Genomic DNA, 12,469 nt, shown 5'->3' with positions numbered 1-12,469 from the left:
GCGGACCGAACCTCGGGATCGCCTGGTCAGAATCTACGGGTTTTCAGGGGACACTCCAATGGGCTACGGGGTGACATGAAGGGCGGGATCAAAGCGCTATCGAACGGGTAAGCGGTCTGCCGGCAGCGCCTGTCCCCGCCGAGGCAGATGTCAGCCCTTCCATCTGGCAAGCGCTCTGGTATACTCATCCTAACAGTTGGACAGGTCGGATATTGCACACAGGTGGCAGCTGGTTTCCAGATGTGGCATGGCTGATTCAGCTTTCGTACCGCACGCAACAGGAGTGCACCCCCGCCATGACCCAATCCGGGCCGATAATTCGACGCAAACTATCCGATGAGGTGCTTGAACGGTTGAAGCACCTGATCACCGAGGGTGAACTCCAGCCGGGTGACGACATGCCTTCGGAGCGTGAACTGATGGCCCGCTTCAAGGTTGGCCGGCCGGCGATCCGGGAAGCAATGCAGGCGCTTTCGAGCATGGGCCTGGTCGCAATCTCGCACGGCGAACGCGCCAAGGTGCTCAAGCTGTCGGCAAGATCGATCATCAACCAGGTGGATGCCACCGCCAAAATGATGCTGGCCTCGTCAAAGGATTCACTCGAACATCTCAAGAATGCCCGGATTTTCTTTGAAGGCGGCATGGTCCGGGAAGCGGCGGAAAAGGCATCGAAGGAAGATATCGCCCGGTTGCGCGATATCGTGACAAAGCAGCGGGCCGCACTCGGCGATGCCGAAGCCTTCATTTCAGCCGACATGCTCTTGCACACCCAGATTGCGGTCATTTCCCGCAATCCGATCTACATCGCCTTCAGCGAGGCAATGCTCGGCTGGCTCAAGGAATATCATACCGAAATGCTGATCTGGACCGGCAAGGAAAGCACCACGCTGGCAGAGCACGACGAGATCATCGACTGCATCGCCCGCCACGATATCGACGCCGCCGAAAATGCCATGATCAGGCATCTCGAGCGATCACGGGCGCTTTACGTGCAGAATCCGGCACCCTGAAGCCTGAAAAGGCCTCTGTACCGGCGCCGGACGGCGACCCACCAAGCCTATGCTGAAAAGACACATCCGGTTGCACAATCCAGCTGGTGGCTCCTGTCGAGGGCCACCAGCGCCGCAGCGATGACACTATGTAATACGGCGAATGCTGGCGGCAATTTCATCGGGTTCGAAAACGCGCTTCCAGTCATCGCGCATCAGGACCGGCTTGCCGAATTCAATGGCCTTGTTGCAGGCATCGGAAAACACCCCCTGGGTTTGGCCGAAAATGACCGCGCCAAGGACGTTCATGTGGCCGAGCAGAAAATCCGATGCGGCCTGGCGGTCAACACCCCGCTCCACCACTTCGTCGATGGCTTCCTTCATCACCGTGAGAAGTGATGCGCACACCGTTTCCGACAGCCCGGGTTCGAGCAGGGCCATCTGCTCGACCGACACCCGGTGCGATCTCATCACAGGCGCCCAGATCACCTGGGCGATTTGCTCGCCCTTGGCATAGTCCTCTTCGGGGCCCTGCATCAGCGCGCTGACAATGTGCTGCTTGGCCTTGGTGCCACCGAAATAGTCGCGCTTGGCTTCCATGTCGGTTTCATCGTTGAAGATCGGCGGGTGGCACGGGTGGGTGATGAAATAGGTCAGATCGGGCCGGTCAGGCAAATGCCCCGCAAACGGTGCCGCCGCATCGAGCGCCATCACCATCGTGCCCGATTTCACCTTGTCGTTGATGCTCGCCATCACCTGGCCGATATGCGTATCGGGCACCGCAAGAATGACCACTCCGGCCCCGTCCAGCGCCGCATCGGCAGATACGGTCTCGATGCCCAGCCCGGTTTTCAGGCGTTCGCAGCCAGCATCGCTGACCTCGACATGGTTCACCGAAAATCGCGAACCGAGAAAATTGGACGACAGGCGATATCCCATCTTTCCGCCAGCTCCAAACAACGCAATTTTCGTCATGTCCATGTACTCCTGCTTCGATGTTTTGCCATCACCACTCCGGGTCGGGTGTCCTGGCTTGAATTGGGTGGCCCGTCGGTTTTCAGCTCTTGCCGAACGACGCCTGCAAATTTTCGTTTCTTCTGAACCTGGGTTGGCTCAGCTCAGTGACTTGATCTCCGGCTCCGCCTCATCTTCGTCATCGCCTGCATCCGGCGTCGGCTGCGAGACGCGCCGGCTCAGGATTGGCGCGCCGCTGGCAAGGAACAGGACCGCGAGAACAAGGAAGCCCTTGAGAACATTCTGGCCCGCGTAGCTCCACCCGATCAGGTTCAGCAAACCGTCCAGCAGGATGAAGAACAGCGCCCCGCCCCAAACGCCTGCCGGCACGGCGCGGCCACCACTCATCAAGGTGCCGCCGATCACCACAACAGCGATGGAATCGAGCAGATAATCATTTCCCAATTCCACGTTGGGGGCCGAGAATGAGGCACGCAGCGCACCTGCAAGTGCCGCTAGGACGCCACTGGTCAGGTAGACGATGACGATGGTTTCCTTGGCGTTGACACCCGCGTATTCGGCGGCACGGCGGGCCTGGCCGAACGCCAGCATCTGGGAACCCCATGTGGTTTTCTTCAGGATCAGGGAAACCAGGATCGTAAACAGCAGCACCACGATGGCGAAGGCCGGAATGCCAAACGGTGCCCAGCTCAGAAAGCTTTTCAGCACCGGGTCGGCGGATCCCTGAAACCCCTTGGCCAGCGTGAGTGATATGGCCGAGGCGATGAGACTGGTGGCGAGTGTCGCAACAATGGGCGGGATACGCACATAGAGGATGGAAACCACGCTGATGGATGCCATCGCAAGCCCCACCCCGACAGAAGCCCCCAGCCCCAGAGCCCAGGATCCGGTGACATCCCCCACGGCGATCGCCACGAGGCCGCCAAGCGAGAACACCTTGGCAACCGAGACATCGATATTGCCCGGGCCTGCGCTCATCACCAGCATTTGCCCTAGTCCGACGAGGACGAGATAGGGGGCAACGGTGAAGGCAAGCGTGATTGTCTGGGAGCCGCCACGGCCCGACACCATGTAGGTCAGGACGAGCACGATGACGGCGGCCAGGAATGACCATGTCCATGGCGGGATGGAGTGATTTCTCAACTTGATCATCGGGTCATCCGCTCCACAACAAGCCGCCCGGCCAGAACCGCGATGACGATGAAGCCCTGAACAGCCGGTTGAAGGTTCGACGACAGGTTGAGCAGCGTGAGCAGCACGGTCAGAAGACCAAGTGTGACGGCGCCCGCCAGGGTCCCCCAGGCCACCGCACGCCCACCGGTAAACATCCCGCCGCCCAGAATGACTGCAGCCACGGTGGTCAGCGTGTATCCGGGGACCGCGTTGACATCTCCGCCGCCGATTTCAGCGGTCAGCGTGATCCCGGACAGCACGCCCAGGATGCCCACGGTTCCATACGCCAGCATCCGGGTGACAACGAGTGATCCTCCCGATCGCATCAGCGCGACAGGGTTGCTGCCCAGGCTGCGGAACTTCACACCGAGCCCGGTGCGGCGGGTCACGAACCATGTCAGCGCCGTGGCCACGACCATGGTCACAACCGGAGCCGGGATCGACAAGGGTGGTTTCCAGAACGCGTATTTGAACAGCCAGTCAGGCGCCGCCCCTCCGGGCACCGGCAGGACAAACAACCCCAGCCCCAGCCAGACGAAGGAAGCACCCAGGGTCGCGATCAGGGAGGGCACGGAACGAAGCTGAACCAGCGCGCCCAGCAGCGCATAGGCCAGCACGGAACCAGCCAGCGCCAGCACGCCCAGCATCGGGGTTTCCCGCAGCAGCGTGGCGACGATCGTGGTGATCATGCCAACGAAAAAACCGATGCCGAGATCAATGTCGCCGATGCTCATCATCACCATCTGCGCCATCGAGGCGATGGCCAGCGCCACGATCGGTGACATGATGAGGGTCAGGCCGTTCTGGGACCAGATCCGCGGCTGGATTGTTCCGCAGACCAGCAAGATCAGCACCATCGCGATGAGAGTGAGAAACCCGGGCAAGGCGCGGCGGGCATAGCCTTTGGGCAGGTTGAAGCCGACGTGGTCGAGGATCGCAGTACTCACGCGTGAGCCTCCCTGGCTTCTGCGAACGACAGCGAGATAATGCGTTCATCGCTGATATCGCGTCCGTGCAGTTCGCCTGCGACACGGCCCGCCCGCAGCACATAGGCGCGGTCGCAATGCTGCATCTCGGAGTTCTCGCTCGAATACCAGATGATCGTCCGCCCCTTTTGAGCTTCGGACTTGATCAGCTGGTAGAGTTCGGCCTTGGTATGAACATCAACGCCGCGGAACGGATCATCCAGCAGGATTGTGTCAGCGTCGGACGCGAATGCGCGCGCCACAATGACCTTCTGCTGATTGCCGCCCGAGAGCCCGGTGATGGCGGCACTTGCGCCTCCGCGGATCTTCAACCGCTCGACCCACTCTGCAACCAGTGCATTCTCCTTCTCCGTTTGCCGGATGCCGTTCTTGCTCAGGCTGGGCAGGGCAGTGATCGTCAGGTTTCTCGCCACATCCCATATCGGCAGGATCCCGGAGCGCTGCCTGTCACCGGGCACGTAGGCCAGAGCTGCGCTGGCTTGCACATCGCCGTTGCGGCGCCACAGCCGGTCAAGAACCTGCTCCTGCCCCTGGCCGGCAATTCCTGCCAGTCCGATAACTTCGCCCTTGTGCGCGACAATCTGTGTGGCGGCGCCATCAACCGTGGTCATCGGCACCTTCACGCAAACCGGACGCGAGCTGTCTGTAGCGGTTGGTCTGGCCCCATTACCGGTTTTCTGGATCGCGACTTCGCCGCCCATGGCCAGAAACAGGTCCTGTTCGGTCACGCTGCCTGCGGCATGGGTGGAAACAACCGCGCCATCCTTCATCACCGCAACACGGTCGCACACCGAAAGGACTTCTCTCAGCCGGTGGGAAACCAGAATGATGGCATGACCGCTCGCACGCAGCTTGCGAACATAATCATACAAATGATCGACCGCGCTCCCGCTCAGGGATTCGGTCGGCTCGTCAAGGATCAGCAGCCTCAAGTCATCGGCAATCGTCGCCCGCGAAATCTCGACCATCTGCCGGTCGGCAAGCGTGAGATCATCGACATAATCGGCCGGTCCGACCACGTGATCGGGAAAAATTTCATCCAGCCGTGCCATTGCGCGCCGCGAAGCAGCGCCATGCCATCTCCGGTCCGGAATCCAGCTTTTGCTGGACAGGTAAATGTTCTCATAGACGGTGAGCTCCAGCGCAAGCGAGCCCTCCTGGTAGGCCATGCGAACGCCGGGAAATCCCCTCTCGGACGGCGTGCTCACGCCACCGATTTGCACGGATCCGGAATCGATTGCATCGAGGCCGCTCAGCACCCGCATGAGCGTGCTTTTGCCGGCGCCATTGTGGCCGACCACGCCAAAGACTTCGCCCGCATGCACATCCAGTGTGACGCCAGAAAGAGCCTTGGTTGGTCCGTAGGTTTTGACTGCACGCCTGACCTGAACCAGAGGCTCACGGCCGGCAGCAATTGCAGGTGTGGTTGTAGATGTATGTGTCAGCACGGCAGCTATTTCACCATTTTGGAGACAGGGTCTGCGCCATTTGTCTGGCGCAGACCCGAACGCATTTACCTGACTGGAACCGGGGGAAGTGCTGCGTCAGCCACCGTTCCGTCGATGTTGGCTTTGAGTTGCGCATCGACGAGTTCCTGGGTCCACTGCCATGAAGCGATCTCGTCATCGCCAACAGCGGCAATCCACTGGTCGCGTTCCTCGTCGCTCACCACAACAGGCGGGAAAATGGTGATCCGGGGGACCTCCTGCCCGTTATGGATGTTGATGCCGGTGAACAGTGCGGCAACGCCCTGGCCCGGGTCGGACATGACGGCGACCGAACCCGGCGCACCGTTGCCTTCACCCCAGAACTTCAGCGCACGTCCGCTCGGCGCGAAGGCCACGACCGGGATGTCGCGCCCTGCAGTCTGGAATGCCTGGACTGCGCCCAGACCCTCGCCGCAGCCAATCACGCCGTCGATCTCGGGCAGGCTGGCGATGGTGCCGAGCAAGGCTTCCTGTGCCTTGGCGCTGTCACAGAATGTGAAGAACTCGCCGACAACCTTGACGTCCGGATTGTCATACAGCAACGCCGTCTGGACGTCGTACATTTCAATCTCGGGCGGCGACCCCTGCACGCCGCGGGCGATGATGACATTACCCTTGCCGCCGATGCCGTCGATGACGGCCTGCGTGGAAAGCCGGGCCCAGTCGCCGAAGCTGTTGGTCACGATGTGAACGCACTCGAGCTCGGTCGAGCTGTCAAAGACGACAACAACGATACCCTGATCACACGCCTGCTGCAGTGTCGGGTTCAGTGCCGTTGGCGACGCCGGATTGACCAGCAGGATGTCCGGCTCGTCAAGCAGCAGTGCCTTGAGCTGCGCAATCTGCTCGGTTGCCGAGTTTTCGCCAGGGGCGTTGGAAACCTGAAATGAGGCAATCAGACCATCGGCCTCGGCCTTGATCGCAGCTTCTTCAAATGCAGTGATCATGGAACGACGCCATGCATTGCCCAGGAACGCGTTGCTCAATGCAACGGTGGGCTTCTCGGCGGCAGTGGCGGGCACAGACGCAAAAGCTGACACCGCGGCAGCGGCCCCAACCAGCGTTCCGATTATTAAATTCTTCAATTTCAATCCTCCCAGATTTTTGGATGGCTGGCGCACCCCTTCGTAGACGTCAGCTCTTCAACATGTTATACCAGTTGGCGAACAATGCAAGCGGCGACCGAGACCGGGGGAAATGTGACGTGACAGTGGGGCGAGGAGGTTGCCGATGACCGGCCAACCGGATGGAACCGGCTTTGAAGCGCATGATCCGCGTTTTTCCGCACTGTTTGCGCCACATATCCATGTCGAACGGCTGTGGACCGGCGCGCGGTGGTGCGAGGGACCGGCCTGGTTTGCCGCCGGGCGTTACCTTGTATGGTCCGACATTCCCAACAACAGGATGATGCGGTGGGACGAGACCGACGGCTCGACCTCGGTATTCCGGTCGCCATCGAACAATTCCAATGGTAACACCGTCGACGGACAGGGAAGACTTGTCACCTGCGAGCATCTGACACGGCGCGTGACGCGCACCGAGCATGACGGTTCGATTACCGTCCTCGCCGACTGGTTTGAGGGCAAACGGCTCAATTCGCCCAATGATGTGGTGGTGCACTCGAACGGATCAGTCTGGTTCTCCGATCCGACTTACGGAATCCTGACCGATTATGAAGGTGATGTCTGCGAGCCGGAACTGGGCGGCAATCATGTCTACCGGATCGATCCAGCCGACGGCTCGGTGCACCAGGTGACGGGCGACTTCGTCCAGCCCAACGGCCTGGCTTTCTCGCCGGATGAACGGCTTCTCTACATCGCCGATACCGGCGCGTCCCACCTGCCCGAAGGTCCCGCCCATATCAGGCGTTTCGAGGTGCAGGACGACGGCACATTGCGTGGCGGCGAGATTTTCGCAACCTGCCAGTCCGGCTTTTTCGATGGCTTCCGCGTCGATCGGGAAGGCCGCATCTGGACCAGCGCTTTTGACGGGGTCCATTGCTACGATCCCGATGGCACACGCATCGGGATTATACGAATTCCGGAGATCGTGGCCAACCTGACCTTCGGCGGTGCCAAGCGCAACCGCCTTTTCATCTGTGGCACCACATCGCTTTATGCTGTCTATGTTTTTGCCAACGGCACCACCATGGGATGATGCACGATCCGTCACCGAACAGTTGGAATTGAAACAATGGAAACGTCAGCTTGGACGCGTTAACCCGCCAGATTTTTCAAAACGGAACAACCGAAATCCGTCCTGCACCGAAGCTGGTGAAGGCAGGCGAACTGACGGCCGTCATCGATGACGGGGCCTTGCGCCGGATTGCCCTCGGTCCGGTCGAAATGGTGCGCCAGATCGACTTTCCGGTCCGTGACGAGAACTGGGCGACACTTTCTCCAAACGTCGTCTCCGAGACACTGGAAGAGATGTCCGGAGGGTTTCGATACGAGCGTTGCTTCACTGTGACCGATGGCGCCCTCTCCTGCCGCGTGATCTATCAGGCAAATGAGGACGGCTCGGTCACCGCGACCGGCGAGGCAGAAGCCAGCCGCGACTTCGTCACCAGCCGCACCGGGTTTACCGTTCTGCACCCGCTGTCCGGTGTCACCGGCATGCCTGTGACTGTCACCAATCCTGCCGGTGAACGCCGCCACGAGACGATGCCCGACGCCATATCGCCAAGACAGCCGATCATGGATATTGCCGGCCTCGCATTCGAGACGCGCGGCATGGCTCTGGAGATCGAATTCGAGGGTGACGTCTTTGAAATGGAAGACCAGCGCAATTGGTCGGATGCCTCCTTCAAGACCTATTCCCGCCCACTGGCCTTGCCGTTTCCCTACCGGATCGAAGCCGGGACGACGGTTCGCCAAGAAATCCGCTTGTGCATGTCCGGGCGCCCGGCCGCTGCACAGGTTTGCCAACCGCCGGCAATCAGGATCGGTTCGCCACGGCAAGAGAAGCTCCCGGAGATGCTGCTCGCAGCGCAGGGCGACTGGTTGCCAGCGGCAGACGAAATTGCCCGTCTGGCAACAGCTGACCTGGACAGGATCTTGCTGCGCACCGAACCCGGCAGCGCAGCATCAGACATCGCGGCGGTGTCTGAAGTTCTGGCCGCAACCGGCGGATCACTCGATCTGGAGATCGTTCTCGATGGCGGCCAGCCCGCCGGGCCGCAACTCGATCGCGTGGCCTCCGCCTGCCGGGAGACCGGCATGAAACCACGCCATGTCACGGCCCTGCCCTCGGCCTATCTTCAGAGCTACCAGCCCACAGGCCGCTGGCCGGACGGTCTTTCTCCATCGCAGGCCTGCGCGGCAGCACGGCAATCCTTCCCCGATGCCAGAACCGGCTGCGGCATGCTGACCAATTTCACCGAATTCAACCGCTGCCGCCCCGATGGCGATACGGCGGACTATTTCACCCATGGAAACTCCGCCATCGTCCACGCTGCAGATGACTGGAGCGTCTCCCAGACCATCGAAACCCTGCCCGATATCTTTCGCACCGCGCGCGAGATCGGCGGCGATCTCCGTTACCGCCTAGGCCTGACCGCGATCGGGATGCGTTCAAATCCCTATGGCAGCGCGGTATCGCCAAACCCGGACCAGATCCGTCTGACCATGGCCACATGGGATCCCCGCGCCCGCGCCCTGTTCGGCGCAGCCTGGGCAGTCGCGATCCTGGCACAGACCGAAGGCTTTGGCATCGAGGCGATCGCGCTCGCAGCGCCCATCGGACCGTTTGGCATTCTCTCGCGATCCGGAGGCGTTGCCCGCCCCTGGTATGACGACCACCCGCAAGCCGTTGTCTACCCGATCTTTCATGTCCTGAAATTTGTCTCGCAGGGCGGCTTGCGTTACCGGGTGTCCGGGCTGCCCGCCGGCTTGCACGCCATTGCCTTTGCCACCGGCACCGCAACGCGGTTGGTGATTGCCAATCCGGGCCAGGCCACCGTTCGGTTCGGCCTTGCCGAAACCGGGCGGATGGCAATCCTCGATACAAACAGCTTCGCGGCCGCCGTGACCGACCCGGATTGGTTCGATCACGCCTGTGCGCCGCTGTCATCGCCATCGATAGATCTGGCCCCTTCAGCCGTCCTGTTCCTTCAAACAGACACCGTCGAGACACCAGCAAAGTGAGTGCACATGTCTGATCCAGTTCGCATTGAGGCCGACTACCTGATCGAGACCGCCTTCGATCCGGCCCGGGCCGCCGAGATCATGGCCGGCGAACAGTCCTCCGGCACCTTTGTCGCCGTGCCCGGTGAAACCCCGGAATTGAAAGCCCGTTCGGCGGCCAGGGTCGAGACAGTGCGCCTGATCGATGAAGTTGCCGGGCCCTCGCTTCCGGGTGCAGGCGTTCCGGCCGGATCGGCGCCGGTCTATCGGCGGGCATTTGTCACCCTGTCCTGGCCCATCGACAATATCGGCGCTTCGCTGCCCAACCTGGTCGCGACGATTGCCGGCAACCTGTTTGAACTCAAGGCGTTCTCCGGACTGCGGCTTCTCGATGTACGGCTGCCCACCGCGTTCGCCCGAAAATACTCCGGTCCGAAATTCGGCATGGCCGCCACCCGCGAACTCTCCGGAGTTCATGGTCGCCCGCTGATCGGAACCATCATCAAGCCAAGCGTCGGATTGTCGGCAGAGGCAACCGGCGATCTGGTCGGCGTGCTCGCGGATGCCGGGATAGATTTCATCAAGGATGACGAACTTCAGGCCGATGGCCCTGCCTGCCCGTTCGAAGACCGGGTGACCGCGGTCATGCGCGCGGTAAACCGGGCTGCAGACAAGACCGGCAAGAAGACCATGGTCGCCTTCAACCTGACCGGAGAGATTGACGAAATGCGACGGCGGCATGATTTCGTCCTTGCTCAGGGCGGGACATGCATCATGGCGAGCCTCATTTCCGTCGGATACGCCGGCATCGTCGAACTGGCCCGCCACACCGAGTTGCCCCTGCATGCGCACCGAAACGGATGGGGCGCGCTGACCCGGGCGCCAAGCCTTGGATGGTCATTTCCGGCATGGGCAAAACTCTGGCGGCTTGCCGGGTGCGATCACCTCCACGTCAATGGTCTCGCCAACAAGTTCAGCGAACCCGATGAAAGCGTGATCCTGTCTGCGCGCTCCCTGCAGAAGCCTTTGTTTGACCAATCACCAATGCTCGCTGTACCGGTGTTCTCGTCAGGCCAGACCATCCGGCAGGCTGGAGGCACCTGGGCAGCGCTGAAGTCGCCGGATCTGATCTTCACCGCCGGTGGCGGCGTGGTGGCTCACCCGATGGGTGTTGCGGCAGGTGTGGAAGCCATGGTGCAGGCCTGGGAGGCGACAATGTCGGACGTCGCGATCGAAACACAGGCCGAGAATAGCCCGGCACTCGCCGCCGCACTCGACGCTTACCCGGCTTAAGGAACACCCTGTGGCAGACCCCATCCTGGCCTTTTACGGCGACGATTTCACCGGATCCTCCGCCGTGATGGAGGTCCTGTCATTCGCCGGCATTCCAACGGTGATGTTTCTCGAGCCGCCGAGCGCGGAGGAACTCGCCGGCTTCCCGGATCTCGCCGCCATGGGAATAGCCGGCGTGGCCCGGTCGCGTGATCCGGCCTGGATGGAAGACAACCTGCCCAAAGCTTTTTCCGCGCTGGCCGGTTTCGGCGCGCCGATCGTTCACTACAAGGTCTGCTCCACCTTCGATTCATCACCCACCTGCGGCTCGATCGGCAAGGCCATCGACATCGGCGCTCCCATCGTCGGCGGTGCCTGGCATCCCCTGATCGTCGGCGCACCCGCAATCCGCCGCTATCAGGCCTTTGGAAACCTCTTCGCCGGCACCGACGATGGCGTCTACCGGCTTGACCGGCATCCGGTCATGAGCCGTCATCCCACGACCCCGATGGATGAAGCCGATGTCCGGCTGCACCTGTCGCACCAGACCGAACGCAAGACCGGCCTTGTCGATCTTGCCAGCATCAAGTCCGGGCACACGGACCGGATCCTTGCGGACCAGATCGAAAACGGCGCGGAAATCATCGCAATCGACGTTGTTGACGACGAAACGCTGACCGAGGCCGGCCGGCTGCTGTGGCATGATGGCCAAGGCCCGGTCTTCGCAATCGGCTCACAGGGGGTTGAGTACGCGCTGGTGAAACATTTGCGCGCACTCGGGCGGATACCGTCCACGTTCGAGCAGCCGGGGCTCATGCCGGTGGATCAGCTCTTCTGCGTGTCAGGCTCCTGTTCCCCGATCAACAGTTCACAAATCGAGGCCGCGGAAAAACACGGATTTCAGATCATCGATCTCGACGCGACCTCCGCGATCAGCCCGGATGAATGGAACAACGCTCTGGAACACGCACGGCAAAAATCCCTCGCAGCGCTTTCCCAAGGGCGTGACGTTATCGTCGCCACTGCGCGCGGGCCTGATGCGTCTTCGCAAAGCCGTCTCGCAGAGGCGATCATCAAGTCGGGACGGTCCGCAGCAACCATCAATGACCGGATCGGAACCGGCCTGGGGCAGCTGGTTGCAGACATTCGCAGGAAAACCGGTTTGCCACGCGTGGCAGTCGCGGGCGGCGACACGTCGGGACATGCAATGACGGCGCTGGGCGTGAGAGCCTTGTCAGCGGTTGCCCCGCTTGCACCGGGCGCACCGCTTTGCCGGGTTCATTCAAGCAGTGACGATATCGACGGGCTGGAAGTGACGCTCAAGGGCGGACAGATGGGTGATCGCGACTTTTTTCGCAAGGCAAAAACCGGGACATAGCCGTCACACGACCGGACTTCCATTCGGATTGGTCCATCGCCAAACAGGCATGAACTTCCCTTGTCATGCACCAATGCGACGGGTT

General features: G+C 61.3%; 10 protein-coding genes. 5 read left to right on the top strand and 5 right to left on the bottom strand.

Annotated features, from left to right (window positions below):
- Positions 1 to 296 precede the first annotated feature (296 nt).
- A complete protein-coding gene (locus WNY80_RS06910; protein WP_342886613.1) occupies positions 297 to 1,010 on the top strand; it encodes a transcriptional regulator NanR in 714 nt (237 codons plus the stop codon).
- A 126-nt stretch (positions 1,011 to 1,136) separates the two neighbouring features.
- Here the strand turns inward: WNY80_RS06910 and WNY80_RS06905 are convergent, their stop codons facing one another.
- The 5 genes from WNY80_RS06905 to WNY80_RS06885 all read right to left on the bottom strand — a co-directional run bounded on the left by WNY80_RS06905 (position 1,137) and on the right by WNY80_RS06885 (position 6,632).
- Positions 1,137 to 1,964, bottom strand: a complete 828-nt coding sequence (locus WNY80_RS06905; protein WP_342886612.1) for a phosphogluconate dehydrogenase C-terminal domain-containing protein — start codon at positions 1,962 to 1,964, stop codon at positions 1,137 to 1,139.
- A 138-nt stretch (positions 1,965 to 2,102) separates the two neighbouring features.
- Positions 2,103 to 3,116, bottom strand: a complete 1,014-nt coding sequence (locus WNY80_RS06900; protein ID WP_342886611.1) for an ABC transporter permease — start codon at positions 3,114 to 3,116, stop codon at positions 2,103 to 2,105.
- Complete coding sequence (locus tag WNY80_RS06895; protein WP_342886610.1) at positions 3,113 to 4,084, bottom strand: ABC transporter permease; 972 nt, start codon at positions 4,082 to 4,084, stop codon at positions 3,113 to 3,115. Before WNY80_RS06895 ends, WNY80_RS06900 begins: the two co-directional genes overlap by 4 nt.
- Positions 4,081 to 5,571, bottom strand: a complete 1,491-nt coding sequence (locus WNY80_RS06890) for a sugar ABC transporter ATP-binding protein (RefSeq protein ID WP_342886609.1) — start codon at positions 5,569 to 5,571, stop codon at positions 4,081 to 4,083. The genes WNY80_RS06895 and WNY80_RS06890 overlap by 4 nt, the downstream gene beginning before the upstream one ends.
- A gap of 65 nt (positions 5,572 to 5,636) precedes the next feature.
- On the bottom strand, positions 5,637 to 6,632 hold the full coding sequence (locus WNY80_RS06885; RefSeq protein WP_342886938.1) for an ABC transporter substrate-binding protein: 996 nt from the start codon (positions 6,630 to 6,632) through the stop codon (positions 5,637 to 5,639).
- A gap of 208 nt (positions 6,633 to 6,840) precedes the next feature.
- Between WNY80_RS06885 and WNY80_RS06880 the strand changes: the two genes are divergently transcribed.
- From WNY80_RS06880 to WNY80_RS06865, 4 genes are read left to right on the top strand one after another with little or no spacing between them, the layout of a single operon-like run.
- Positions 6,841 to 7,767 (top strand): SMP-30/gluconolactonase/LRE family protein, encoded by a 927-nt coding sequence (locus WNY80_RS06880; protein ID WP_342886608.1) that lies wholly within the window; start codon positions 6,841 to 6,843, stop codon positions 7,765 to 7,767.
- 50 nt (positions 7,768 to 7,817) lie between these two features.
- Entirely contained in the window at positions 7,818 to 9,755 is a 1,938-nt protein-coding gene (locus WNY80_RS06875) for a hypothetical protein (RefSeq protein ID WP_342886607.1), read from the top strand.
- Positions 9,756 to 9,761: 6 nt separating this feature from the next.
- Positions 9,762 to 11,027 carry a ribulose-bisphosphate carboxylase large subunit family protein gene (locus WNY80_RS06870; protein ID WP_342886606.1) on the top strand — a complete coding sequence of 422 codons (1,266 nt, stop codon included), beginning with the start codon at positions 9,762 to 9,764 and terminating at the stop codon, positions 11,025 to 11,027.
- A 10-nt stretch (positions 11,028 to 11,037) separates the two neighbouring features.
- Positions 11,038 to 12,384 (top strand): four-carbon acid sugar kinase family protein, encoded by a 1,347-nt coding sequence (locus tag WNY80_RS06865; RefSeq protein ID WP_342886605.1) that lies wholly within the window; start codon positions 11,038 to 11,040, stop codon positions 12,382 to 12,384.
- The last annotated feature ends 85 nt before the right edge of the window (positions 12,385 to 12,469 follow it).

It is taken from the genome of Hoeflea sp. AS16 (assembly GCF_038900095.1).
In the GTDB taxonomy this organism is placed as follows: domain Bacteria; phylum Pseudomonadota; class Alphaproteobacteria; order Rhizobiales; family Rhizobiaceae; genus Hoeflea.
Note: the sequence above shows the minus strand (reverse complement) of the source record. Positions and strands in the feature narration are given on the sequence as shown.

Excerpts from the sequence above, each read along its gene's own strand:
- WNY80_RS06880 (WP_342886608.1), top strand. The coding sequence starts at position 6,841 with ATGACCGGCCAACCGGATGGAACCGGCTTTGAAGCGCATGATCCGCGT.
- WNY80_RS06870 (WP_342886606.1), top strand. The coding sequence starts at position 9,762 with ATGTCTGATCCAGTTCGCATTGAGGCCGACTACCTGATCGAGACCGCC.
- WNY80_RS06905 (WP_342886612.1), bottom strand. The coding sequence starts at position 1,964 with ATGACGAAAATTGCGTTGTTTGGAGCTGGCGGAAAGATGGGATATCGC.
- WNY80_RS06910 (WP_342886613.1), top strand. The coding sequence starts at position 297 with ATGACCCAATCCGGGCCGATAATTCGACGCAAACTATCCGATGAGGTG.
- WNY80_RS06900 (WP_342886611.1), bottom strand. The coding sequence starts at position 3,116 with ATGATCAAGTTGAGAAATCACTCCATCCCGCCATGGACATGGTCATTC.